This is a genomic window from Gordonia sp. G4, assembly GCF_057770005.1.
This window is the reverse complement of record NZ_CM173442.1, coordinates 3,911,496-3,935,200: the sequence shown is the minus strand read 5'-3', so window position 1 is coordinate 3,935,200 and position 23,705 is coordinate 3,911,496. Positions and strand designations below refer to the sequence as shown.

Genomic DNA, 23,705 nt, shown 5'->3' with positions numbered 1-23,705 from the left:
GGATACCGCCCGGCCTCAGCGGTACCGGGGGGTGAGCAGGGGCTGGCCCACCTGCAGCGCACTCGTGGGCAGATCGTTCATCGCGACGATCTCGTCGATCACGATCTCGCGCGGCATCTCCGGCGCCACCCGGCCGGCGATCGTGCTCAGGGAGTCCCCCGCGCGCACGTGGACGACCTCCGCACTCACGGCGGCAGGGGTCATCGAGTCCGAGTAGTTCTGGCCGACGACGCCGAACACCCACACGACGAACGCCAGCCCGACGCCGGCGAGGACCGCCACCGCGGTGCGGCGACGGCGACGGAACACCGCGGCATCCGGCGCGAGAGGGCCCCGGCCCCTGGACCCCACCGCCGAGCCGCAGCTCGTGGCGCCGACACGCGGGGTCAGCGGTGACCCGCCCGCCGGACGGTTGCCTGCCGGCCGGTTGTCGACCGGGCGGCGACCGTCGGACAGCGGGGCACGGGTCCGGACGCGATCGGCGCGATCGGTACGCGCCCGAACGGTGTCGGGACGGTCGGTACGGACGGGAGCGACGAGAGTGTCGGTGCGCATGGTGCCCTCCGAGTGTTCGGTGCGAGATCCTCTGGGTGAGATCTTCTGGTGTGGTGTGTGGTGCTGTCGGTGTTCGAACTTCGATCAGGTGTTCGATGCACTGATGTTCGAATTTGTAGCACGGCGCACCGACAAAGTCTCGCGACACATCGAACAAATGTTTGAGGTGAGGGTCGCACTCCGCTAGGCTCGGACCCGGCTGAACATCCCCACCGGACATCCCACGGGCCATCTACCTGCACGTTCCGAAGACGAGAGGAACTGAACATGAGTGACACCGGCGACAGGCGCGGCCGAGCGCGGGGAGTCGACGACGAGGCCCCGATCGACGTCGCCGCCGCCGAGGCCTCACTCACCCCGCGACAGCTCGGGGTCCTGGAGGTGATCCGCCGCTCGGTTCGCGAGCGCGGTTATCCGCCCAGCATCCGCGAGATCGGCGACGAGGTCGGGCTCGCCTCGACATCGTCGGTCGCCCACCAGCTGCGAACGCTGGAACGCAAGGGCCTGCTCAAGCGAGATGCGAACCGGCCCCGCGCGGTCAACATCGCCCCGAGCGAGCCGCCGTCGCCGGAGACCCCCTCGGCCGGTCAACTACCCGAGCCGACCTTCGTGCCGGTCCTCGGTCGTATCGCGGCCGGTGGTCCGATCCTGGCCGAGGAGGCGGTCGAGGACGTGTTCCCGCTTCCTCGCGAGCTGGTCGGCGAGGGCTCGCTGTTCCTGCTGCGCGTCGTGGGCGAATCGATGATCGACGCGGCCATCTGTGACGGCGACTGGGTGGTGGTCCGGCAGCAGAACGTCGCCGACAACGGCGACATCGTCGCGGCGATGATCGACGGCGAGGCCACGGTGAAGACCTTCAAGCGTCAGGGCGCCAACGTGTGGCTGATGCCGCACAACGAACTGTTCGATCCCATCCCGGGCAACGACGCCGTGATCCTCGGCAAGGTCGTCACCGTGATGCGGCGAATCTGACCTCTCCGCCGACCGAACGGTCGAGCACTGCCGCGGCCGCTTCGCGCGCCGCGGCAGGATCGGACGTGGCCAGCGCGGCGTCGGCGGCAGCACGGCAGTCCTGTGTGGTCACCGCACCGAGCCTGGCCCCCACCGCGGCGGCCGCGGCGGGCGCACTGGACAGCGAGGTCACCCCGAGACCCACGAGGACGCAGGCGAGATTCGGATCGGCGGCCGCCTCACCGCAGACCCCGACCGGCTTTCCCTGTCGGACACCCGCGGCGGCAACACCCGCGATCAGGCTGAGCACGGCGGGTTGCCACGGGTCGGTCAGCCCGGCGAGATCGGCCGACATCCGATCGGCCGCCATCGTGTACTGCGTCAGATCGTTGGTACCGATGGACACGAAGTCCACCTCCGCGAGCACGGCCTCGGCGAGGATCGCCGCCGCGGGCACCTCGATCATGACCCCCGCGACCAGACCCCGACCCCGGACCTCCGCGGCGAACACCCGCGCCTCCGCCGGCGAGGCGATCATCGGCGCCATGACCCACGGCGCGACCTTCGAGCCGACGGCGGCCAGCGCGATCGCGTCGAGCTGATGTGCGCGGATCTCGGGATGCGCCAGGGCGATTCGATCCCCACGGACCCCCAGCGCCGGATTGGACTCGTCGGGATGCGTCACGAAGCGGAGCGGTTTGTCCGAGCCGGCGTCGAGGGTGCGTATCACCACCTTCCGCCCGTCGAAAGCACCGAGGACCTCACGGTAGATCCCGGCCTGCTCGTCCACCGACGGTTCGTCTGCGCGTTCGAGGAAGGCGAGTTCGGTGCGGAAGAGTCCGACACCCTCGACGGGGTGTCCGGCCGCGGCCCGTGCCGACGATCCGTCGGCGACATTGGCGAGCACTGACACACCCACGCCGTCGGCGGTGCGCCCCGGACCCGTCCAGCCGGCGACGACCTCGGCGCGTCGCCGGTCCTCCTCGACGCGTGCCCGGGCCGTGTCCGCATCGGGCTCGACCTCGATGCGACCGGTTGTTCCGTCGACGAGAACGGTTGTGCCGGGCTCGATCTCGGCCAGATCAGTGACCGCGACGACGCATGGGATCCCCAGCTGCCGCGCGATGATCGCGGTGTGACTGGTGGGGCCGCCCAATCGGGTGACGAGCGCGATCGTGCTCGCCGGGTCGAGGCCGGCGGTGTCGGCGGGCGCAAGATCGTCGGCGAGCAGCACCGACGGCACCTGCGGTGTCGGCACACCCGGCTCGGGCAGGCCGAGCAGTTCGGCGAGCACGCGGTCGCGGACGTCGTTGAGATCGGTGACCCGCTCGGCCATCAGCCCGCCGAGTTTGGTGAACACCGCCGCGAACTGCTCGGTGGCCGCGACGGCCGCGGCTTCGGCGGAGGCGCCCTTGGTGATGAGCGCCGTCGCGGAACCGATCCATCCCCGGTCCTCGGCCAGCCCCGCGGTCGCCGCGAGCACCTCCGCGGCCACCCCGGTGTTCTGGGAGGCGCGCGTGCGCAGTCGCGCAGCGACGGCCCCGGCAGCCGAGGCGAAGCGCGTCACCTCGTCGGCGCGGCGCTCCTCGGGGATCTCCACGCCGACGCCGAGCGTCTCCGGCGAGTGATCGGGCCGCTCGCCCGGCCACAGCGCCGGACCGTGCGCCAGTCCGCCGACCACCGGGGTCCCTGTCAGGATCTGCGCCATCGTCTTGCCTCTCACTCGACTATCGATGTGACCACCGTTACAAAAAGTGCTTGACTTGTCAACACAAACAGGCGTAAACACAATTACTACAACATCCAATCCCACACGCCTCAACAAGCGGGGTGGCTGGAACCTTCAGATCGGAGCGATGTGTACGCCGAGGAGAGACAACAGGCGATCGTCGACGAGGTGCGCGTCGCGGGGCGGGCATCCGTGGCCGCGCTCGCCGAGAAATTCGACGTCACCAGCGAGACCGTCCGTCGAGACCTCGCCGTTCTGGAGCGTGCCGGGCATTTGCAGCGTGTCCACGGAGGTGCCGTCCGCGCCGAGGTCATGCGGGCTCTGGGCGAACTCGGGATCGACGAGCGCGAGTCGAGCCAGATCGAACAGAAGACCGCGATCGGCCGCGCGGCGATCCGCTTCCTGCCGCCGGACGGCGGTTCCGTGCTCTTCGACGCCGGCACCACGACCTACCGCGCCGCCGAGGCCACCGCGCCGGATCGGAGACTCACCCTGTTCACCAACAGCCTGCCCATCGCCGGTCTGCTGGCCGGCACCCATCCCGACGGCCTCCATGCTCTCGGCGGACGCGTCCGCGGTCTCACCCAGGCCACCGTGGGCGTCGAGACGGTGGACGCACTCCGCCGGTTGCGCGTCACCACCGCGTTCCTCGGCACCAACGGTCTGAGCGAGTCCCACGGGTTGTCGACCCCCGACCCCGACGAGGCGGCGGTGAAGGCGGCGATGGTGGCGGCCGCACAACGCGTCGTGGTGCTCGCCGACAGCTCGAAGATGGACCGCGAAGATCTGTCCTCGTTCGCCGGGCTCGACGACGTCGACGTCCTCATCACCGACTCCGGGATCGACCCGGCCTTCTCGGCGGCCCTGTCCGCGCGCGGCGTCGAGGTGGTGATCGCATGATCGTGACGGTCACCGCGAACCCGAGCCTCGACCGCACCCTCGAACTCGGCGCACCGCTCGCCCGCGGCGAGGTGCAGCGTGCCGGCGTGGTCCGTACCGAACCCGGCGGCAAAGGTGTCAACGTGTCCCGCGTCGTCGCGGCCGCCGGTCTGTCCACCCGTGCCCTGCTCCCCGCCCGGTCGGGCGATCCGCTGCGCACCGCACTCGACGACCTCGGACTCCCCTACGACGCGGTGCCCGTCGACGGCGAGGTCCGCTCCAACATCACCATCGCCGAGTCGGACGGGACGACCACCAAGATCAACGCGCCGGGCGTCGCCCTGACGACGCAGGATCGCGAAGCACTCGTCGGACTCGTCCGCGCTCACGCCGACTCCGCGCACTGGGTCACCCTCTGCGGCTCGCTGCCGCCCGGCGTTCCCGATGACTGGTACCGCTCGATCGCCGACGACCTCGTCCTCGCCGGATGCCGGGTCGCGGTGGACACCTCCGGCGCTCCGCTCCGTGCCGTCGTCGCCGGTCGCGTCGACCTGATCAAACCCAACGAGGACGAGCTCGCCGAGCTGACCGGCGCCGACCCGGCCATACTCCGAGACGCTCTCTCCCGCAACGATCTCGGACCCGTGGTGGAGGCCGCGACCACGATCGCGGAGGAGATCGGCGGCAACGTCCTGGCAACGCTCGGGTCCGCCGGCGCCGTCCTGGTCACCGCGTCGGGCGCCTGGTCGGCGACGCCTCCGCCGATCGTCCCGCGCAGCACCGTCGGCGCGGGCGACTCCTCGCTCGCCGGTTTCCTCATCGCACAGAGCACCGGGGCCTCGCCCGCCGAGTGCCTCCGGTCTGCGGTGGCGTATGGCGCCGCGGCTGCCTCACTGGCGGGAACACAGGCTCCGACTCCCGACCACCTCGACCTCCCCGGCGTCCGGGTGACCGAACTGTCGGGAGCCGCCCGCATGACCTGACGCCACATCCCGTAACCCGGACCGCCCGCCCGATACCCCCGCCCTGTTCCACCCCGTTCACCGAAGGACATCCCATGACCGAGCAGATCATCACCGCACAGACGGTGAGTCTCGACGTCGACGCCGGCGGCGATCCCGCCGCCGTCATCACGACCCTGGCCGATGCGCTCGCCGCGGCCGGCCGGACCACCGATCCCGCCGATCTCGCGCGGGCCGCTCTCGACCGGGAGGCCAAGTCCGCGACCGGACTTCCCGGCGGCATCGCCATCCCGCACGCCCGCACCGCGTCGGTGACCGCGGCCAGTCTCGCCATGGCGCGACTGTCCCGCAAGGTCGACTTCGGCGCACCGGACGGGCCGGCCGACCTGGTCTTCCTCATCGCCGCCCCCGAAGGTGGTGCCAGCGCGCACATGAAACTCCTCAGCTCGCTGGCCCGCTCGCTCGTCCGGCCCGACTTCGTGGCCTCGCTGCGCGCGGCGGAGAACGAGGAGCGCGTGATCGAGCTGGTCAACGAGGCCGTCGATCCCGCGCCGCCGGCTCCGGCTGCCCCGGCAACCGCTTCCCCGGCGACCGCGGACACGGCGGTGTCGACCGCGAAGGCCGAGAGCTCGCCGGTACGTAGCGATTCGGACCAGACCCCGGACCAGTCACCGTCGAAGCCGCGGATCGTCGCGATCACCGCGTGTCCGACCGGGATCGCCCACACCTACATGGCCGCCGATGCACTGAAGTACGCCGCCGAACGGGCCGGTGTCGAGTTCGCGGTGGAGACCCAGGGGTCCTCGGCCACGACCGCTTTCGATCCGGACGTGATCGCCTCGGCCGACGCGGTCATCTTCGCCACCGACGTCGGGGTCAAGGGCCGCAACCGGTTCAGCGGCAAACCCGTCATCGCGTCCGGGGTGAAACGCGCGATCAACGAGCCCGACGCGATGATCGCCGAGGCGGTCGCGGCGGGACGCAACCCGAATGCGACACGGGTCACCGCCGACGGCGCGGACGCCGGCGGGGACGAGTCGTCGGGATCAGGTGTCGGCCTCGCCGGCCGCACGCGCCAAGCGCTGATGACCGGTGTGAGCTACATGATCCCGTTCGTCGCCGCCGGCGGCCTGCTCATCGCACTCGGATTCCTCCTCGCCGGTTACGAGGTCGCCAACACGACCCTCGACGACGGCGGCACCCTCAGCGACGGTGCCTTCATCGCGCTGAACAACAGCCTCTGGGACCTGCCGTCGGGCGGACTCCTGCAGTATCTGGGCGCGGTGAGCTTCGCGATCGGCTCGGGGATCATGGGGCTGGCGGTCCCGGTGCTCGCGGGCTACATCTCCTTCGCGATCGCCGACCGCCCGGGCATCGCACCCGGTTTCGTGGCCGGCATCGTCTCGCTCGCGGTCGGCGCCAGCTTCATCGGCGCACTGATCGGCGGTCTCATCGCCGGCGTGGTGTGCTTGTGGATCGCTCGAACCCCGGTGCCCCAGTGGGCGCGTGGCCTGATGCCGGTCGTGGTCATCCCGCTGTTCGGCAGCATGATCGTCGGCGGACTGCTCTACATGGTCTTGGGCAAACCTCTCGCGTGGCTGACCGAGCAGATGAACAGCGGTCTCGAGAGCATGTCCGGCGGATCAGCCATCGCCCTCGGCGTCGTGCTCGGCCTGATGATGTGCTTCGACCTCGGCGGACCGGTCAACAAGACCGCCTATCTGTTCGCCACCGCGGGCATCGCCGACGCGGCGACCGCAGGCACCGCGCAGTACCAGATCATGGCCGCCGTCATGTGCGCCGGCATGGTCCCCCCGTTGGCGCTCGCCCTCGCCACGGTGTTGCGTCCCGGCCTGTTCACCGAACCGGAGCGCGAGAACGGCAAGGCCGCATGGCTTCTCGGCGCGTCCTTCATCTCCGAGGGCGCCATCCCGTTCGCGGCGGTCGATCCCTTCCGCGTCATCCCGTCGATGATGGCCGGCGGCGCACTCAGCGGCGCACTGATCATGGCGTTCGGCGTCGAACTCCGCGCCCCGCACGGCGGCATCTTCGTCTTCTTCGCGATGAACAACTGGGTGTTGTTCCTCGTCGCGCTCGTCGCCGGTACCGTCCTGTCCGCCGTCCTGGTGATCGCGGCCAAGCAGGTCCACCGCAGTCGCGACGCCGTCGCCTTCGACGAACTCGAGGCGGTCGCCGCCTGACGCCACGACGACACGTTCACACGACCCCGCGACATCCGGGTCGGACCCCGGCACCGGATCGCACCACAACCCACCGCACGCGACACCCCAACCCACCCGAAGGAGTTCCCATGCCCAGCACCACCGCCACCGTCGGCTCCGCCGTCGGCCTCCACGCCCGCCCCGCCACGATCATCGCCGAGGCGGTCGCCGAAGCCGGGAACCCGGTGACGCTGGGCCTCGAGGGCGGCGACCCGGTCGACGCGGGGTCGGCGCTGATGATCATGACGCTGGGAGCCGAGAAGGGCACCCGGGTCGTCGTGACGGCCGACGATCAGGCCACGCTCGACGCCATCGTCACCCTCGTCGAGAAGGACCTCGACGCGGACTAGACCCGGACGGCGGGGCCCTCAGACCCGGAGGTCCGCGATCTCGCCCGCGAATGCGGCCGGGACGCGGACCTTCATCGTCGTGCCGGCCTCGGTGTGCTCGGAGGAGATGACCTCGCCCTCGCTGTGGACGCGAGAGACGACGTCGCCGCGATCGAACGGCACCTCGATGGTCATCTCCACGTCCTCGCGCCCGACGAATTCGCGTACCCGCCCGAAGAGTTCGGGCAGTCCCTCACCGGTGCGGGCCGAGATGAACACCGCATCCGAGCCGAGCGCCCCGCGCAACTCGGTGAGGCGGTTGCCGTCGATGGCGTCGATCTTGTTGATGACGAGCAACTCCGGCGGCGCGGTGACGCCCTCCTCGGCGACGATGTCGTTGATGACCTGACGGACGGCCGAGATCTGTGCCATCGGGAAGGCATCTGCGCCGTCGACCACGTGGAGCAGCAGGTCCGCGTCGACGACCTCCTCGAGGGTCGAACGGAAGGCCTCGACGAGCTGCGTGGGCAGATGTCGGACGAACCCGACGGTGTCGGTGAAGACGACGGCGCGGCCGTCGTCGAGGGTGGCGCGCCTCGTGGTGGGATCCAGGGTCGCGAACAACGCGTCCTGCACGAGGACCCCGGCACCGGTCATCGCGTTGACCAAACTGGACTTACCGGCGTTGGTGTACCCGGCGACGGTGATCGTCGGGATCGAACCACTCTTGCGCGCAGCACGTTTCGTCGTCCGGGCCTTCTTCATGCCGCGGATCTCGCGGCGCAGTTTGGCCATCCGCTCCCGGATCCGGCGACGATCGGTCTCGATCTTGGTCTCACCGGGACCGCGAAGGCCCACACCGCCGTTGCTTCCCGCTCGGCCACCGGCCTGCCGGGACATCGATTCACCCCAGCCGCGCAGCCGCGGGAGCATGTACTCCATCTGGGCGAGGGAGACCTGCGCCTTGCCCTCCCGCGACGTCGCGTGCTGGGCGAAGATGTCGAGGATCAGTGCGGTGCGGTCGATGACCTTCACCTTCACCACCTTCTCCAGCGCGTTCAGCTGGGCGGGGGTGAGTTCACCGTCGCAGACGACGGTGTCGGCGCCGGTCGCGAGGACGATCTCGCGGAGTTCCTCGGCCTTGCCACTGCCGATGTAGGTGGCGGGATCGGGTTTGGACCGACGCTGGATCACCGCGTCGAGGATCTGCGAGCCGGCTGTTTCGGCGAGCGCGGCCAGCTCGGCCATGTTGGCCTTCGCCGCAGCCGCGCTGCCCTCGGTCCACACGCCGACCAGGACCACCCGCTCCAGCCGGAGCTGCCGGTACTCGACCTCGGTGACGTCGGTCAGTTCGGTGGAGAGTCCCGCGACGCGTTGCAGAGACGCACGCTCGGACAGTTGGAGTTCACCGGTGGTCGGGTCCGCACCGGTCGGACCCGCACCGGTCGGATCCGCGGTGTCCCGGACACCGAGATCGGCTGCGGTCATGATGTCTTCTCGTGATTCGGTCATACGCGGTCCATGGTCTCATGTCCGCCCGGATACGAGCACGCGAATATCGTGCTCAGCGCGCCCAGCCGGGCCGCAGCACCCCGTCGGCGACGAGCATCGACGGTCCGCGCAGGGTCGATCCGTCGGGACGGATCGTCACGGTGACCTCACCGCCGGGGATGCCGATGCGCAGTTCCCCCGCATCGGCGCCACGGGCGTCGAGCGCCGCCCGCGCCGCCGCGACCAGCCCGGTCCCACAGCTGCGCGTCTCGCCGACGCCCCGCTCGAAGACCCGCATCCGCGCGCTCAGACCCCCATCGGGGCCCTCGACGGGCGGGGTCAGCAATTCGACGTTCGCGCCGTGGGGGAAGTCGTCGGCCTCGATGGTGACGCCGGCGCCGAAGTCGACCGCCTCGAGGTCGGCCGGGGTCATGTCCGCGACGACACATGCCAGGTGGGGGTTGCCCACGTCGACCATCGCGCCGGGATAGATGTCGTCGCCGATGCGGACCACCGACGATCCGTCCAGGCGTGCCACGCCCATCTCGACCGTGACCTCGGCGTGCACCGCGTCGAACGAATGGATGGTGACTCCCCGGGCGCCCGCGCGGGAACCGACGGGGAACGTGTCGGTGTCGACGAGTCCCGATGCTCGCAGGAAGTGCGCGAACACGCGTACCCCGTTGCCGCACATCTCGGCCACCGAGCCGTCGCCGTTGCGGTAGTCCATGAACCAGTCGTCGGCCGACACCCCGTCGGGCAGGGCGTCGAGGACGCCGGCGGCGAGCAGGGCATCCGAGCGTGCGACGCGCAGCAATCCGTCGGCCCCGATCCCTCGTTGCCGGTCACACAGCGCGGCCACCATCTCGGCGTCGAGCGCGAGAGCGGCGTCCGGGTCGGCGAGGATCACGAAATCGTTCTGGGTGCCATGGCCCTTGACGAAAGGCAGGCCGTCGCGCGCACTGCTCTGCGGGGCGGAAGTCACGCTGAACAGCCTACGGGGCGTCGGGGTCGACGACACGCAGCGCTCGGTCGAGGAGGTCGGGTGCGGCGGCGTCGAGCCACACGGCCCGATGATCGCGCCGGAACCACGACCGCTGCCGACGGACATACCGCCGGGTGCCGATGAACGTCAGTTCCTCGGCCTGCGCGAGGTCGTACTCGCCGTCGAGGGCCGCGAGCACCTGCTTGTAGCCGATGGCCTGGGACGCGGTGCGTCCCTCCCGCAGACCGCGGGAACAGAGATCCTCCACCTCGTCGACGAGGCCCTGCTCGAACATCGCCCGAGTGCGCCGCCGGATCCGGTCGTCGAGTTCCTCGGTGTCCCGGTCGAGGGCGAGGATGATCGTGCCCCAGCGCGGCTCGCCGATCACGGGCTGTGACGCGGAGAAGGGCGCACCGGTCAACTCGACCACCTCGAGCGCCCGCACGATACGGCGAGCGTCGGTGTCGAGGATGGTCGCCGCAGCGGCCGGGTCGACCGAGGCGAGCAACCGGTGCATCGCGCCCACTCCCCGCTCGTCGAGCATGTCCTCGTAGCGTCGGCGGACCTCGGGGTCGGTCGCCGGGAACTGCCAGTCGTCGAGGAGTCCCTGGACGTACATCATCGATCCGCCGACGATCACCGGAACCCGCCCCGCGGCGCGCAACCGGTCGACGTCGGCGCGTGCGGCCTCCTGATAGCGCGCGACGGTCGCCACCTCGGTCACGTCGAGCACATCGAGCTGATGGTGCGGGATGCCGCGGCGCTCACCGGGCGGGAGCTTGGCGGTCCCGACGTCCATACCGCGGTACTGCTGCATGGCGTCGATGTTGACGATCTCCCCGCCGAGCCGTTCGGCCAGGTCGAGGGCCAGGTCGGACTTGCCACCGGCCGTGGGGCCGACGACCGCGATGGGCACGGGCGGCGTACTCACCGGCGCTTGCCGTTCTCGACGGTCCACCTCGCGACCACGTACCCGACCCCGAAGGGCGCGTCGGCGAAGTCGAGCTCCGCCCGGACCGGCCGGTCAGCGACGAGCCCGGCCGCCACCTGCCACGCGACCCGGCCACCGACGCCCTCGGCATCGCACTCCTGCGGATCGAGCGCCGCCAGCGCAGTCGTGTCCGCCGAAGCGAGCGCGACGACGACCGCGTCGTTCAGCTCCACGGCGGATTCCCGACGACCCCCGCCGGGGGCCTTGTCCGTCAGCGCGGTCGATCCGTCACCCACCACGAGGACCCCGACCCGCTCGGTCGCGTCGTCGAGGCGCGCGGACAGTTCCGTACCCAGCGCCACGCAGTCCGCGGGCGGCGTCGTCGACCCGACGCTGCACACGCGCAGCGGGCCGAGTGACATCCGCTGGGCGACCCAGCCGGCGATGAGGACCGACAGGCTCATCCGGCGCGTCGCGCCGTCGACCGCCGTTTCCGTTGTGGCTTCGGTGTCCGTGATGACGGGGATGTCGACACCGAAACGCGCAAAGGTCCCTCGCACCGGCTCGCCGACGCTGCCGGGGGTCGCCTCGTCGGCGGTCCCCAGAGCCACCCATCGGTCGACACCGAGCTCGCCCACGCCTGCGACCGCGTCGAGCACGGCCCGACGCACCGGTTCGGTGTCGGACGCGGCCGGACCGGCCAATTCGGGAACGAGCAGCGGAGCACTCGGAACGAAGACGACGGCCACAAGCACACCACGACGCTAGTCGAGAACACTCGGCCCGCTCGCTCCGCTCCCGGCGCCGTGACACTCGGCCCGCTCGCTCCGCTCCCGGCGCCGGAACTTTCGGCCCGCTCGCTCCGCGACCCACAAACTCGGCACGGACGCCACATCGACGGGCCTGAACTGCTTGAATGGAACGGTACTCGTCGGCGATCGCGGGGCATCGGATGCCCAGCGAGGATCGACTCCAGCGACCGGCAGCCGTGACGCGCGGCACCACAGAGCGGCAGGACACGTGCAGATGACCAACCCGACCGAATCGGCACCCGCGACCGAATCGTCAGCCCCGACCGGAACGTCACCCGATACGGAGGCAACGTCGGCAAGCCAGCCGACAAGCCAGAGCGCACCGCCGCCCTCACCGAAACCCGGTCCGCGCCCCAAACCCGGTCCGCGACCGGGCGTCGCGTCAGAGCCGGTCGTCACGCACCTCGTCACCGCCGATCCGCACCGCTTCGGCCGGATCGACGAATCGGGTGTCGTGTGGCTGAAGACCGACGACGGGGAACGTGAGATCGGTTCGTGGCAGGCCGGCACGGTCGAAGAGGGACTCGCGCACTTCGGACGCCGGTTCGACGATCTCGCCACCGAGGTCGAAATCCTCGAGGAACGGCTCACCGCACGGTCGGGCGATCCGCGCAAGGCGCAGGGCGCCGCCAAGCACCTGCTCGAAGGGCTGCCCAACGCGCACGTCATCGGTGACGTCGCCGCGCTGCAGCGCCGGCTCGAGGCCATCGTCGGCAGCGCCGATGAGGTGGCCGAGACGATCCGCGCCGAACGCGAGAAGACCCGGGCCGATGCCGTCGCCCGCAAGGAAGTCCTCGCCACCGAGGCCGAACAGATCGGCGCCGACGCGACCAACTGGAAGAGTGCCGGCGACCGCCTGCGCGAGATCCTCGACGAGTGGAAGTCGATCAAGGGCGTCGACCGCAAGACCGACGACGCGCTGTGGAAGCGCTATGCGAAGGCGCGCGACGCCTTCAACCGCCGGCGCGGTGCGCATTTCGCCGAACTCGATCGGGAGCGCGCCGGTGCGAAGGAACGCAAGGAGGCGCTGATCGCGCGAGCCGAGGAACTGTCCGGCTCGACCGACTGGGGTCCGACCTCGGCGAAGTTCCGGGAATTGCTCGCCGAGTGGAAGGCCTCCGGCCGCGCACCGCGCGACACCGACGAGGCACTGTGGCAGCGGTTCAAGGCCGCCCAGGACGTGTTCTTCGGAGCTCGCAACGCGGCGTCGTCGGAACGCGACGCGGAGTTCAGCGCGAATGCGACCGCCAAGATCGCGCTGCTCGACGCCGCCGAGAAGGCCATCGACCCGGCTGCCGACCTCGACGCCGCCCGGCGCGAGTTCCGGTCGTTCCGCGACCAGTGGGACGAACTCGGCAAGGTCCCACGTGACCAGATGCACAGCCTCGAGGCCCGTGCGCGGGCGCTGGAGAAGCGCATCCGCGACGCCGAGGACGCGCAGTGGCAGCGCACCGATCCCGAGGCGCTGGCGCGTGCGGCGCAGTTCGCCGACCGCGCCGCTCAGCTCGAGGACCAGGCACGCAAGGCCGCCGAACGCGGCAAGGACCGCGACGCCGCGAAGCTACGCGACCAGGCGGCGCAGTGGCGCGAGTGGGCCGACGCCGCGGAGAACGCCGTCACCGACCGCTGAGCCGGACCGGCGTTCGCCGGGTCAGGGCTGGTGTGGCTTCTTGTGGTAGAGCGCCGCGGCGTAGGCCTCCTGCTCGGCGGCCTGGCGACGCCGTTCGTCCTCGAGCGCGAGCTGGTAGGAGCTCCGGGCCCACACCACGCGCGACCAGTGGAACGTGAGCACGAAGACCGCGATCCAGCCCAGCACGAGACCGATGCCGACGCCCGACGGCGGCTCGATGCCGCCGACGCCCGGGGTGTTGCGCGACCACCACGCCAGCATCCCGGCGACGCACGCGATGGCGCACCCGCACAGGGCGATCCAGGCCAGGAACCAGCGCCGGGTCAGCAGCGCGAGCATCGAGACGACGATTCCGAAGATCGTCACCAGGTAGACGAAGATCCTCGACACGATCGTGACGCGCTCGGCGGCCGCCTCGGGCGTGAAGGTGAGGACGTCGAGGCCGGTGACCGATCCGGTGTGCGGCAACACCATCGACACCATGGCGAGGACGACGGCCACGGCGACGACGACCGCCCGTGCTCCCGGATCGATCTCGCCGGCCACCCGGCGTTCGGCCTTGCGCAGGTCGCTCTCGTACTCCGCGAACGTCGACTTCTCGGTGTCGGCCTTGTTCTCGGGGCCGGAGATGCTCTCGGGCTCGGGCTTCTTATCGGGGTCGGACATGGTCATCGCCTCACTTCGAAATGATGGTCAGCTGCCACAGGCACTGCCGCAACCGGCGTCGGCCGGCACCGGAGCGGGGGCACCGACCCCCGGCAGTCCGAGCCCGACGCCGACGGGCGCGGTGGTAGGGGTGCGGCTCTGTTCGTGCGCGTCACCTGCGCGGGTCCGGCGATGCGCGAGGACGCCTGAATCGGCGATCAGATGGTGCGGCGCGGCCGCGGTGAGTTGCGTGTGCACGATGTCGCCGGGGCGGATGCCCGACGCCGTGCCAGGTGCGAAGTGCACCAGCCGGCCGTCGCGGGCCCTGCCGGTCATGCGCTGTGTCTTCGCCGACTTGCGCCCCTCGTCGGCGACGACGAGCAACTCCACCTCGGTCCCGACCAGTGCCTCGTTCTCCGCCAGGCAGATCCGCTCCTGCAACGCGATGAGCCTGCGGTAGCGGTCGGCGACCACGTCGGGCGGGACCTGGTCGGCCATCGTCGCGGCGGGGGTGCCGGGGCGAGGCGAGTACTGGAAGGTGAACGCACTCGAGAAGCGGGCCCGCTCCACGACGTCGAGGGTGGCCTGGAAGTCCTCCTCGGTCTCGCCGGGGAACCCGACGATGATGTCGGTCGTGATCGCCGCATGCGGCATGGCCTCGCGGACCTTGTCGAGGATGCCCAGGAACTTCGTCTGCCGGTAGCTGCGGCGCATCGCACGCAGGATCCGATCCGACCCGGACTGCAGCGGCATGTGCAGTTGCGGACACACGTTCGGCGTCTGCGCCATCGCCTCGATCACATCGTCGGTGAACTCGGCGGGATGTGGGGAGGTGAACCGGACGCGTTCGAGCCCCTCGATGTCACCGCACGCGCGCAGCAGCTCGGCGAAGGCACCGCGATTGCGGGGCTGGTCGGGGTCGGCGAAGGACATGCCGTAGGCATTCACGTTCTGGCCGAGCAGGGTCACCTCGACGACGCCCTGGTCGACGAGGGCCTGCACCTCGGCGAGCACCTCACCCGGCCGGCGGTCGACCTCCTTGCCACGCAGCGACGGCACGATGCAGAACGTGCAGGTGTTGTTGCACCCGACCGACACCGACACCCAGCCCGAGTAGGCGGAGTCCCGCTTGGCCGGAAGGGTCGACGGGAACCGCTCGAGCGCATCGAGGATCTCGACCTGGGCGGCGTCGTTGTGGCGGGCACGATCGAGCAGCGCGGGCAGCGATCCGATGTTGTGCGTGCCGAACACGACGTCGACCCACGGCGCCCGCGACAGCACGGTGTCCTTGTCCTTCTGGGCGAGGCATCCACCGACGGCGATCTGCATGCCCGGCCGGTCCGACTTGACCGGCGCGAGATGAGACAGGTTGCCGTACAGCTTGTTGTCGGCGTTCTCGCGGATCGCGCAGGTGTTGAAGACGACGAGATCGGCGGCGTCGTCCTCGGCGGCGCGCACGTACCCCGCGTCCTCGAGGAGACCGGCGATCCGCTCGGAATCGTGGACGTTCATCTGGCAGCCGTAGGTGCGAACCTGATAGCTACGCGCGGCGGGTGCTGCCTGCTCAGGCCGATCCGACAACTCGATACTCACCCTTACGAGGGTACGGGGCGCAGGCAAATCGACTCCCACAGGACACCCGTACGCAGGTCGGCGGATAGGGTTCGGCAATGACCATTTCGCCGAGGAAGTCCGCGGACCCTGGGTCCGAGCCGATGATCACGATGCGCGGGGTGCAGAAGCACTTCGGGTCGTTGCACGTCCTCAAGGACATCGATCTCGAGGTCCCCGCCGGTCAGGTCGTGGTGGTCCTCGGACCCTCCGGGTCGGGCAAGTCCACCCTCTGCCGCACGATCAACCGCCTCGAGCCGATCGACGGCGGTGAGATCCTCGTCGAGGGTGAGGTCCTGCCCGCCGAGGGCAAGGATCTCGCCCGGCTCCGAGCCGATGTCGGCATGGTCTTCCAGTCCTTCAACCTCTTCTCGCACAAGACGATTCTCGACAACGTCACCCTCGCACCGATCAAGGTGCGCAAGAAGAGCAAGGACGAGGCCGGCAAGCGCGCGCTCGAACTGCTCGAGCGGGTCGGCATCGCCAGTCAGAAGGACAAGTATCCCGCCCAGCTCTCCGGCGGCCAGCAGCAGCGGGTGGCGATCGCCCGCTCGCTGGCGATGGACCCCAAGATCATGCTGTTCGACGAGCCGACCTCCGCGCTCGACCCGGAGATGGTCAACGAGGTGCTCGACGTGATGGTGTCCCTCGCGAAAGAGGGCATGACGATGGTGGTGGTGACCCACGAGATGGGCTTCGCGCGCAAGGCCGCCGACCGCATCATCTTCATGGCCGACGGGGCGATCATCGAGGACTCCGACCCGGAGACCTTCTTCAGCAATCCCTCGACCGATCGCGCCCGGGACTTCCTCGGCAAGATCCTGGGGCACTGACATGAGACAGGTACGCACGGCCGGGTTGATCCTGGCAGTCGGCGCGCTGCTCGCCACCGTGCTGTCGGCGTGTGGCAGCACCGAACCCCGCAACCTGCTCGACTCCATCCGCGAGGGCTCGGTCGTGCTGGGCGTGAAGTTCGATCAGCCGGGTCTCGGTCTGTACGAACCGGACGGCAACGTCGAGGGATTCGACGCCTCGGTGTCGCGGTATGTCGTCAACCACATCGCCGACGACCTCGGTGTCCCCCATCCGGAGGTCACCTGGCGCGAGACGCCGTCGGCACGACGCGAGGCGATGATCGACAACGGCGAGGTCGACCTGATCGCGGCGACGTACTCGATCAACGCCGCCCGCTCGAAGAAGGTGTCCTTCGGCGGCCCGTATCTCGTCACCTACCAGGGTCTGATGGTGCGCGCCGACGACACCTCGATCGACCAGCTCGCCGACCTCGACAAGGGCAAGAAGCTCTGTTCGGTGACCGGCTCGACGCCGGCGCAGAACGTGAAGGCACAGCTGCCCGCGGTCCAGTTGCAGGAATACGACTCCTATTCGGCGTGCGTCGAGGCGCTGCGCCGCGACAAGGTCGACGCGGTGACCACCGATGAGGCGATCCTGGCCGGTTACTCCAACTTCTGGGAGGGCGAGTTCAAGCTCGTCGAGATGACCTACCTCAAGGACGCCTGCGTCAAGGATGCCCTGAAGACCGCGGGCAGCCCGTTCTCGACCGAGCGCTACGGCGTGGGGCTCGCCCTGGACGACACCGCGTCCCAGGAGGCCGTGAACAAGGCTCTCGACGCCATGCTCGCGCCTGCGGTCGACGGCGAGTCCGCGTGGAACGCCGCGCTGCGCAAGGCACTCGGCAACCCGTACGTGGACGAGATCATCGCCCGCGCGGACCGGCCGGACTCGAAGTTCCCGTACCTGCCCGACCCCGGCGACCTCGACTTCCTCGACTCGCCCTCCACACCGTGCCCGCCCGGGCTCCAGTGAACGACGGAGCAACCGATGAATGACGTCTCTCTGTGGGAGAGCATGGGTCCAGAGCTGTGGCCCGCCTTCTGGGTGACCATCCAGCTGACCTTCTACTCGGCGATCGGCTCGCTGGTCTGGGGCACGATCCTCGCGGCCATGCGGGTCTCCCCCGTGCCGGTGATGCGCGGGTTCGCCGAGGTCTATGTGAACATCGTCCGCAACACACCGCTGACACTGGTGGTGTTGTTCTGTGCGATCGGCCTGTACCAGAACCTGGGACTCACGTTCGCGCCGACGATCGAGTCGAACAACTTCTGGCTCGCCGTGCTGGCCTTCGTCCTGTACACCTCGACGTTCGTCTGTGAGACATTGCGGTCGGGCTTCAACACGGTCCCGCTCGGCCAGGCCGAAGCCGCTCGGTCCCTCGGTCTGTCGTTCACCCAGGTCTTCGGGATCATCGTGCTGCCGCAGGCGATCCGGTCGGTGATCGGCCCGCTGGGCAGCGTCCTGATCGCGCTCACCAAGAACACCACGGTCGCGTCGGTGATCGGCGTCGCCGAGGCGGCGGCGCTGATGAAGACCGAGATCGAGACCTACTCCGATCAGCTGTTCGTCATCTTCGGCGTCATCGCGGTCGGATTCATGATCATCACACTCAGCGAGGGTGCCGTCTTCGGCTACCTCGCCAAGCGACTGGCGGTGAAACGATGAGCGCCGACTCGAGCGTCCTCTACGACGTCCCGGGGCCACGCGCCCGGGCTCGAAATCGCCTGCTGGCCATCGGCTTTCTCGCGATTCTGGCCGCGATCGCGATCTATGTGATCGCCGTCCTCGCCGCCAACGAACAGTTCACCGCGGAGAAGTGGTCGCCGTTCGTCACCTGGAGCACCTGGACCGGTTACATCCTGCCGGGACTGTGGCGAACCCTGGCGGCCGCAGCGGTGTCCATCGTGCTGTCGCTGCTGCTCGGTGCCGTCCTCGGCATCGGCCGGCTCTCCGACCATCTGTGGGTGCGGACCCTCGCGGGGTTGTTCGTCGAGGTCTTCCGCGCCATCCCGGTGCTGATCCTGATGGTGTTCACCTGGTTCCTGTTCGCCATCTACGGCATCTTCCCGTCGTCGGCACTGGCATTCGCGGCCGTGGTCACCGGCCTCACCCTGTACAACGGGTCGGTCATGGCCGAGATCCTGCGGTCGGGTATCAACTCGCTGCCCAAGGGACAGACCGAGGCGTCGATGGCGCTGGGTCTGCGCAAGAGCCAGATGATGCGTATCGTCCTTCTGCCACAGGCGATCACCGCGATGATGCCTGCCCTGATCTCGCAGATGGTCGTGGCGTTGAAGGACAGCGCACTGGGCTACATCATCGGGTACTCCGAGGTGGTGCGCAGCGGCCTGCTCTCGGCATCGCGCTACGGCAACTACATCCCCGCGCTGATCGTCGTCGCCATCATCATGATCCTGATCAACTTCGGGCTCTCGACCTTCGCCACCGCTCTCGAACGCCGGCTTCGGCAGGGGCGCCGATCGTCCGGACCGACCGCGGACCCGGAGGCGACGGAACTCGCCGCGTCGGAGAACCTGCCGACCGGTAGGTGACCCGAGGCGCTCAGCCGCTGCGTAGCGCGCTGAGCGCCTCCCCGACGACCTCGAAGGCGAGGGACTGGGAGTAGCCGCGCCGCACCAGCATCCCGACGAGCCGGCGCATGGCCTTGTCGCGTTCGGCGCGATCATCACCGATGCGGTCGACGACCGAGGGCGTGAGTTTGCGGGCCACCAGCCCGGACGCGATGGTCCGTTCATCGTCGGGGTCGATGTCGGCGAGCGCCTCGGAGATGATCGATTCGTCGACGCCCTTGGTGCGCAGCTCGTGCCGTAACGCCAGACGTCCCTTGCCGGAGTTGAGGTGACGGGACCGCACCCACTCGGAGGCGAACTCCTCGTCGTCGAGCAGGTTGTGCCGCTCCAGGCGGGCCATCACCTCATCGACGACGTCGGCCTCGAAACCCTTGCGCATCAACCGTTCCCGCATCTCGTTGCGAGAACGCGCACGGACCCCGAGCAGCCGCAGTGCCGAGTCCCATGCGCTGGGTCCCTTGCGGTCGGGATCGCTGTCCCGACGCCTGCGCGTCTGCTCGGGGTCCGATGCCTCGCTCAAGACCTGCCTCAGAACTCCACCGGAGCCGGGGCGATGTCATCGGCGTCGACTGTGGCGCCGATGCCCAGCTTTTCTTTGATCTTCTTCTCGATCTCGTCGCGGATGTCGATGTTCTCGAGCAGGAACTTACGGGCGTTCTCCTTGCCCTGGCCGAGCTGATCGCCCTCGTAGGTGAACCACGAGCCGGACTTGCGGATGAAGCCCTCCGCGACGCCCATGTCGATCAGCGAACCCTCCTTGCTGATGCCCTGGCCGTAGAGGATGTCGAACTCGGCCTGCTTGAACGGCGGCGCGACCTTGTTCTTGACGACCTTCACGCGCGTGCGGTTTCCGACCGCCTCGGTTCCGTCCTTCAGGGTCTCGATCCGACGGACATCGAGGCGCACCGAGGAGTAGAACTTCAATGCCTTTCCGCCCGTGGTGGTCTCGGGCGAACCGAACATGACGCCGATCTTCTCGCGCAGCTGGTTGATGAAGATCGCGGTGGTCTTCGACTGGCTCAGCGCGGAAGTCATCTTGCGCAGCGCCTGGCTCATCAGACGGGCCTGCAGACCGACGTGGCTGTCGCCCATCTCGCCCTCGATCTCGGCCTTCGGGACCAGCGCGGCCACCGAGTCGATGACCAGGATGTCGAGCGCGCCGGAACGGATCAGCATGTCCGCGATCTCGAGCGCCTGCTCACCGGTGTCGGGCTGGGACACCAGGAGCGCGTCGGTGTCGACGCCGAGCTTGGCGGCGTAGTCGGGATCGAGTGCGTGCTCGGCGTCGATGAACGCGGCGATGCCGCCCTGCGCCTGAGCATTGGCCACCGCGTGCAGGGCGACGGTCGTCTTACCCGAGGACTCCGGACCGTAGATCTCCACGACGCGGCCGCGGGGCAGCCCGCCGATACCGAGGGCGACGTCGAGGGCGATCGATCCGGTGGGGATGATCTCGATCGGCTGACGGGTCTCCTCGCCGAGCCGCATCACCGAGCCCTTGCCGAAATTCTTGTCGATCTGCGCGAGGGCGAGGTCGAGAGCCTTCTCGCGGTCTTGGGGCGCAGGTGCCATGGGAGTTCTCCTCGGTTGTGAGCCGGATTTCCGGCGGGCGGTCTGTGCGGTCCGGGCGTTCATGGGATGAAGGTAGCCGGTGGGTCCGACAACTCTTCAGACGCAGACGCGGCCCGTGCGGTTCCGTCTGATGTTCACCTCTGGCCACCAGAATGGACGAACACCTGTTCGATGGCAAGTGTGACACGCGGGGCGTGTCACCAGCGATGGCGCGGCACGTCGAAGTCGCGGCAGATCGCGATCCAGACGTCGCGCGGGTCGACCCCGTCGTCGATCGCCTGGGCGCCGGTGCGTCCGCCGACATCGATCAGGATGTGATCGGTCAGGATCGAATCCGCCGAGGGCACACCGAATTCGGCGGTCATCAGCTCGGTGAACTCGGTCAGACGCACGGGTCCAGCCTAGGTGACGACCCCACGACGCGGCGCGCGACCGCCACCGGGTCGACGACGTCGGTCACCGAGTCCCCGATCACACCCGCCGCACGTGCATGCGCCGGATCGTCGAGCACCGCGCGCACGGCCTCGGCGACGGCGGCCGTGGTGACCGGGCGCACCACCCGGCCCGCGCCGGCACGTCGGATACGAGTGGCGAGCTCCCACTGATCGCCCCCGCCGGGCACTGCCACGACCGGCACCGAGGCCAGCATCGCCTTGGCGAGGATCCCGTGCCCGGAGCCGCAGATCAGCACATCCGCGTGCGTGAGCACCTCGTCCTGCCTGCCCGGCCCGGCGGTGATCAGCTCACCGTCGAACCGCGCGAGATCGGCGTCGGCGGGGCTCCGCAGCCCGGAGACCACCACCCGAACCGTCCGGCCCAGCGACCCCGGCGACAGCGCGTCGAGCGCCACGCCGAGCATGTCGGCGGCACCGGTGTGCGCGGTCGACGGTGCGACGACGACGAGAGGACTGTCGCCGTCGCCGGGTGGTACGGAGAAGAGCTCGTCGGTCGGCTCCCACACCAGCGGGCCGATGAGATGGGCGTCCGCCGGCCAGTCCGGACGCGACACCTCGAGCCCGGGCAGGGTGGCGATCAGACGCGCCGACGGTTCCGCGTCGAGCTCGCCCAGTCCGATGGAACGACGGGCGATACGGCGCTGCCGTTCGCCCTGCCGGATCGAGGATGCGGTGGCGGCCCGCATCAGCGTGTCCCGCAGCCGACCGCCGACGCCGCGGCCCGGTTCGAGTCCGGAACCGATCGGCGGGAGTCCCCGGGACGGCCGGTACAGCGGGTGCGGCGACAGCTCGATCCACGGCAGGCCACACAGCTGGGCCGCCCAGCCGCCGCCGACCGTGATGACGTCGGAGATGACGACCTCGGTGCCTGTCGCACGCAGTGGTTCGACCAGTTGCCGGGCCATGCGCGCGGCGCGGACGCTCAGCTTGGCGCCCGCGTCGGTGTCGTCGTCGGAGTCCTCCGCACGTAATCCGGGGAGATCGGCGATGTCGATGCCCCGGCGTCGCGCGGCATCCGACCATCCGAGGGAGGTGAACACGGTCGGCGCATCGCCGGCCGCGCGGAACCGTTCGGCCAGTGCGAAGGCCGGGAATGCGTGCCCGGCATCGGAACCGGCGACTATCGCGACGCGCACGGGTTCACCGTGCGCGCGTCCGGGATGCGTCAGTTCTGCTGGGGTGGTTCGGTGGTCGGCGGCGCGGCCTGGGTCGCGGGCTTCTGCAGGCCGGGTGCGGTGGCACCGGCGGAGGGCAGCGCGTCACCGCGCATGCTGGCGCGGATCTGTTCGAGGCGGGAGTGCCCGGCCATCTGGACCCCGGCCTGCTCGACCTCCTGCATGCGACCCTGGACGGAGTTCTTGGCGAGTTCGGCCGAGCCGAGCGCGTTCGCGTAGCGCCGCTCGATCTTGTCGCGAACCTGATCGAGGCTCGGCGTGTTGCCGGGCACCGACAGTTCGCTCATCTGGTTGAGCGAGGCCGAGACCTGCTCCTGCATCTTCGCCTGCTCGAGCTGGCTGAGCAGCTTCGAACGCTCGGACAGCTTCTGCTGCAGGATCATCGCGTTGCGCTCGACGGCCTTCTTGGCCTGATCCGCGGCCTGCAGCGACTGATCGTGCAGCGACTTGAGGTCTTCCACGCTCTGCTCGGCGGTCACCAGCTGGGCCGCGAACGCCTCGGCGGCGTTGGTGTACTCGGTCGCCTTCTGGGTGTCGCCCGCGGCGGCGGCCTGGTCGGCAAGAGTCAGTGCCTGCCGCGTGTTGGCCTGCAACCGTTCGATGTCCTCGAGCTGCCGGTTCAGCTTCATCTCGAGCTGGCGCTGGTTGCCGATCACCGATGCCGCCTGCTGCGACAACGCCTGATGCTGACGCTGGGCGTCCTCGATCGCCTGCTGGATCTGCACCTTCGGGTCAGCGTGCTCGTCGATCTTCGCGTTGCCGAGTGCTGAGAGGTAGCGCCACAACTTCACGAACGGGTTCGCCATGCTCGTCGTACTCCATTCCGGGGTCTGAGAACTCTGGTGACCAATCTAGCGTCTGTGAGTCCCCGTTGAATCGGTGTCGTCGTTCGGATGGTGCAACCGGCGTCCTTCGGACGGGTCGGGGGTCAGGCAGCCGCGAGAGCCGTGGCGTCGCGCCTGCCGGCCGGAGCGGGGATGACGACCTTCGTGGCGGTGAGTCCGGCTTCGACCGCGTCCACCCCGGTGGCCTCGCCCATCGGCTCGGCACCGACCACGACCGGTTCGGCACCCGCCGGACGCATCGCACTGCCGACGTCGAGGAGCAGGTCGGCGATCTCCACGTCGAGAGCGTCGCAGATCGCGGCGAGCAGTTCGCTCGACGCCTCCTTCTGGCCGCGCTCGACTTCCGAGAGGTACCCCAGGCTCACTCGCGCTCCGGTGGACACCTCGCGCAAGGTTCGGCCCTGCTGCGTGCGGACCCGACGCAGGCTGTCGCCGAGCGCCTCGCGTAAGAGCTTCGCCATCGAGTCTCCTCCCTACTGC

The 23,705-nt window shown here is 69.4% G+C and carries 24 protein-coding genes; 10 read left to right on the top strand and 14 right to left on the bottom strand.

From position 1 onward, the window contains the following. Positions 1–15: 15 nt before the first annotated feature. Positions 16–555: a LysM peptidoglycan-binding domain-containing protein gene (locus tag AC3B5T_RS17695; protein ID WP_010840861.1), complete on the bottom strand. Its 540-nt coding sequence runs from the start codon at positions 553–555 to the stop codon at positions 16–18. Positions 556–822: 267 nt separating this feature from the next. Between AC3B5T_RS17695 and lexA the strand changes: the two genes are divergently transcribed. After that, on the top strand, positions 823–1,527 hold the full coding sequence (gene lexA, locus AC3B5T_RS17690) for a transcriptional repressor LexA (RefSeq protein WP_010840859.1): 705 nt from the start codon (positions 823–825) through the stop codon (positions 1,525–1,527). Here lexA and AC3B5T_RS17685 read toward each other — a convergent pair. Further along, the gene (locus tag AC3B5T_RS17685; protein WP_010840858.1) at positions 1,505–3,214 is read right to left on the bottom strand and encodes a phosphoenolpyruvate--protein phosphotransferase; all 1,710 of its coding nucleotides are present in this window, start codon (positions 3,212–3,214) and stop codon (positions 1,505–1,507) included. The two genes, lexA and AC3B5T_RS17685, sit on opposite strands and share 23 nt — an antisense overlap. Positions 3,215–3,364: 150 nt before the next feature. Here AC3B5T_RS17685 and AC3B5T_RS17680 point away from each other — a divergent pair, with 150 nt between their 5' ends. From AC3B5T_RS17680 to AC3B5T_RS17665, 4 genes are all read left to right on the top strand, one after another. Next, entirely contained in the window at positions 3,365–4,135 is a 771-nt protein-coding gene (locus AC3B5T_RS17680; protein WP_055474681.1) for a DeoR/GlpR family DNA-binding transcription regulator, read from the top strand. Then, the gene (gene pfkB, locus AC3B5T_RS17675) at positions 4,132–5,097 is read left to right on the top strand and encodes a 1-phosphofructokinase (RefSeq protein WP_055474682.1); all 966 of its coding nucleotides are present in this window, start codon (positions 4,132–4,134) and stop codon (positions 5,095–5,097) included. Before AC3B5T_RS17680 ends, pfkB begins: the two co-directional genes overlap by 4 nt. Before the next feature lie 74 nt (positions 5,098–5,171). Further along, positions 5,172–7,277, top strand: coding sequence for a PTS fructose transporter subunit IIABC (locus AC3B5T_RS17670; RefSeq protein WP_055474683.1), 2,106 nt, complete (start codon positions 5,172–5,174; stop codon positions 7,275–7,277). Between the two features lie 110 nt (positions 7,278–7,387). Beyond that, on the top strand, positions 7,388–7,648 hold the full coding sequence (locus AC3B5T_RS17665; protein WP_010840854.1) for an HPr family phosphocarrier protein: 261 nt from the start codon (positions 7,388–7,390) through the stop codon (positions 7,646–7,648). An 18-nt stretch (positions 7,649–7,666) separates the two neighbouring features. Here AC3B5T_RS17665 and hflX read toward each other — a convergent pair whose 3' ends face one another. Genes hflX through AC3B5T_RS17645 form a run of 4 tightly spaced genes read right to left on the bottom strand, consistent with a single transcriptional unit; the run spans position 7,667 to position 11,783 of the window. Continuing rightward, entirely contained in the window at positions 7,667–9,139 is a 1,473-nt protein-coding gene (hflX, locus tag AC3B5T_RS17660; protein WP_055474684.1) for a GTPase HflX, read from the bottom strand. A gap of 52 nt (positions 9,140–9,191) precedes the next feature. Next, positions 9,192–10,103: a diaminopimelate epimerase gene (gene dapF / locus AC3B5T_RS17655; protein WP_055474726.1), complete on the bottom strand. Its 912-nt coding sequence runs from the start codon at positions 10,101–10,103 to the stop codon at positions 9,192–9,194. 10 nt (positions 10,104–10,113) lie between these two features. Then, positions 10,114–11,034, bottom strand: a complete 921-nt coding sequence (miaA, locus tag AC3B5T_RS17650) for a tRNA (adenosine(37)-N6)-dimethylallyltransferase MiaA (protein ID WP_055474685.1) — start codon at positions 11,032–11,034, stop codon at positions 10,114–10,116. Further along, a complete protein-coding gene (locus tag AC3B5T_RS17645; RefSeq protein WP_055474686.1) occupies positions 11,031–11,783 on the bottom strand; it encodes a class III extradiol ring-cleavage dioxygenase family protein in 753 nt (250 codons plus the stop codon). Before AC3B5T_RS17645 ends, miaA begins: the two co-directional genes overlap by 4 nt. 277 nt (positions 11,784–12,060) lie before the next feature. Between AC3B5T_RS17645 and AC3B5T_RS17640 the strand changes: the two genes are divergently transcribed. Next, positions 12,061–13,476, top strand: a complete 1,416-nt coding sequence (locus AC3B5T_RS17640; RefSeq protein WP_197282731.1) for a DUF349 domain-containing protein — start codon at positions 12,061–12,063, stop codon at positions 13,474–13,476. 21 nt (positions 13,477–13,497) lie between these two features. On the opposite strand, the gene AC3B5T_RS17635 is transcribed toward AC3B5T_RS17640, so the two are convergent. Together AC3B5T_RS17635 and miaB are read right to left on the bottom strand one after the other, a co-directional pair. Then, entirely contained in the window at positions 13,498–14,148 is a 651-nt protein-coding gene (locus AC3B5T_RS17635; RefSeq protein WP_231632631.1) for an Rv2732c family membrane protein, read from the bottom strand. Positions 14,149–14,169: 21 nt separating this feature from the next. Continuing rightward, positions 14,170–15,702 carry a tRNA (N6-isopentenyl adenosine(37)-C2)-methylthiotransferase MiaB gene (miaB, locus tag AC3B5T_RS17630; RefSeq protein WP_055474728.1) on the bottom strand — a complete coding sequence of 511 codons (1,533 nt, stop codon included), beginning with the start codon at positions 15,700–15,702 and terminating at the stop codon, positions 14,170–14,172. A gap of 134 nt (positions 15,703–15,836) precedes the next feature. Between miaB and AC3B5T_RS17625 the strand changes: the two genes are divergently transcribed. The 4 genes from AC3B5T_RS17625 to AC3B5T_RS17610 are packed head-to-tail and all read left to right on the top strand — an operon-like array spanning position 15,837 to position 19,139. Then, a complete protein-coding gene (locus tag AC3B5T_RS17625) occupies positions 15,837–16,565 on the top strand; it encodes an amino acid ABC transporter ATP-binding protein (RefSeq protein WP_197282737.1) in 729 nt (242 codons plus the stop codon). Position 16,566: 1 nt separating this feature from the next. Continuing rightward, on the top strand, positions 16,567–17,559 hold the full coding sequence (locus AC3B5T_RS17620; RefSeq protein ID WP_055474689.1) for a glutamate ABC transporter substrate-binding protein: 993 nt from the start codon (positions 16,567–16,569) through the stop codon (positions 17,557–17,559). 15 nt (positions 17,560–17,574) lie between these two features. Next, complete coding sequence (locus AC3B5T_RS17615; protein WP_010840844.1) at positions 17,575–18,252, top strand: amino acid ABC transporter permease; 678 nt, start codon at positions 17,575–17,577, stop codon at positions 18,250–18,252. Further along, entirely contained in the window at positions 18,249–19,139 is an 891-nt protein-coding gene (locus tag AC3B5T_RS17610; protein WP_014926543.1) for an amino acid ABC transporter permease, read from the top strand. Before AC3B5T_RS17615 ends, AC3B5T_RS17610 begins: the two co-directional genes overlap by 4 nt. Positions 19,140–19,149: 10 nt before the next feature. On the opposite strand, the gene AC3B5T_RS17605 is transcribed toward AC3B5T_RS17610, so the two are convergent. The 6 genes from AC3B5T_RS17605 to AC3B5T_RS17580 all read right to left on the bottom strand — a co-directional run bounded on the left by AC3B5T_RS17605 (position 19,150) and on the right by AC3B5T_RS17580 (position 23,686). Continuing rightward, positions 19,150–19,698, bottom strand: a complete 549-nt coding sequence (locus tag AC3B5T_RS17605; protein ID WP_055474690.1) for a regulatory protein RecX — start codon at positions 19,696–19,698, stop codon at positions 19,150–19,152. Positions 19,699–19,706: 8 nt separating this feature from the next. Next, the gene (gene recA / locus AC3B5T_RS17600) at positions 19,707–20,750 is read right to left on the bottom strand and encodes a recombinase RecA (protein WP_055474691.1); all 1,044 of its coding nucleotides are present in this window, start codon (positions 20,748–20,750) and stop codon (positions 19,707–19,709) included. Between the two features lie 197 nt (positions 20,751–20,947). Further along, entirely contained in the window at positions 20,948–21,142 is a 195-nt protein-coding gene (locus AC3B5T_RS17595; protein ID WP_055474692.1) for a DUF3046 domain-containing protein, read from the bottom strand. Continuing rightward, positions 21,133–22,341, bottom strand: coding sequence for a glycosyltransferase (locus AC3B5T_RS17590; RefSeq protein WP_055474693.1), 1,209 nt, complete (start codon positions 22,339–22,341; stop codon positions 21,133–21,135). The genes AC3B5T_RS17595 and AC3B5T_RS17590 overlap by 10 nt, the downstream gene beginning before the upstream one ends. Positions 22,342–22,370: 29 nt before the next feature. Beyond that, complete coding sequence (gene pspA, locus AC3B5T_RS17585) at positions 22,371–23,186, bottom strand: phage shock protein PspA (protein ID WP_010840838.1); 816 nt, start codon at positions 23,184–23,186, stop codon at positions 22,371–22,373. A gap of 122 nt (positions 23,187–23,308) precedes the next feature. Next, entirely contained in the window at positions 23,309–23,686 is a 378-nt protein-coding gene (locus tag AC3B5T_RS17580) for a helix-turn-helix domain-containing protein (protein ID WP_010840837.1), read from the bottom strand. Between the last annotated feature and the right edge of the window lie 19 nt (positions 23,687–23,705).

Coding starts and splice junctions, on each gene's coding strand:
- hflX (WP_055474684.1), bottom strand. CDS start 9,139: ATGACCGAATCACGAGAAGACATCATGACCGCAGCCGATCTCGGTGTC.
- AC3B5T_RS17635 (WP_231632631.1), bottom strand. CDS start 14,148: ATGACCATGTCCGACCCCGATAAGAAGCCCGAGCCCGAGAGCATCTCC.
- AC3B5T_RS17670 (WP_055474683.1), top strand. CDS start 5,172: ATGACCGAGCAGATCATCACCGCACAGACGGTGAGTCTCGACGTCGAC.
- AC3B5T_RS17640 (WP_197282731.1), top strand. CDS start 12,061: ATGACCAACCCGACCGAATCGGCACCCGCGACCGAATCGTCAGCCCCG.
- AC3B5T_RS17685 (WP_010840858.1), bottom strand. CDS start 3,214: ATGGCGCAGATCCTGACAGGGACCCCGGTGGTCGGCGGACTGGCGCAC.
- lexA (WP_010840859.1), top strand. CDS start 823: ATGAGTGACACCGGCGACAGGCGCGGCCGAGCGCGGGGAGTCGACGAC.
- pspA (WP_010840838.1), bottom strand. CDS start 23,186: ATGGCGAACCCGTTCGTGAAGTTGTGGCGCTACCTCTCAGCACTCGGC.
- AC3B5T_RS17620 (WP_055474689.1), top strand. CDS start 16,567: ATGAGACAGGTACGCACGGCCGGGTTGATCCTGGCAGTCGGCGCGCTG.
- AC3B5T_RS17665 (WP_010840854.1), top strand. CDS start 7,388: ATGCCCAGCACCACCGCCACCGTCGGCTCCGCCGTCGGCCTCCACGCC.
- pfkB (WP_055474682.1), top strand. CDS start 4,132: ATGATCGTGACGGTCACCGCGAACCCGAGCCTCGACCGCACCCTCGAA.
- AC3B5T_RS17615 (WP_010840844.1), top strand. CDS start 17,575: ATGAATGACGTCTCTCTGTGGGAGAGCATGGGTCCAGAGCTGTGGCCC.
- AC3B5T_RS17580 (WP_010840837.1), bottom strand. CDS start 23,686: ATGGCGAAGCTCTTACGCGAGGCGCTCGGCGACAGCCTGCGTCGGGTC.
- AC3B5T_RS17610 (WP_014926543.1), top strand. CDS start 18,249: ATGAGCGCCGACTCGAGCGTCCTCTACGACGTCCCGGGGCCACGCGCC.
- AC3B5T_RS17625 (WP_197282737.1), top strand. CDS start 15,837: ATGATCACGATGCGCGGGGTGCAGAAGCACTTCGGGTCGTTGCACGTC.
- AC3B5T_RS17695 (WP_010840861.1), bottom strand. CDS start 555: ATGCGCACCGACACTCTCGTCGCTCCCGTCCGTACCGACCGTCCCGAC.
- recA (WP_055474691.1), bottom strand. CDS start 20,750: ATGGCACCTGCGCCCCAAGACCGCGAGAAGGCTCTCGACCTCGCCCTC.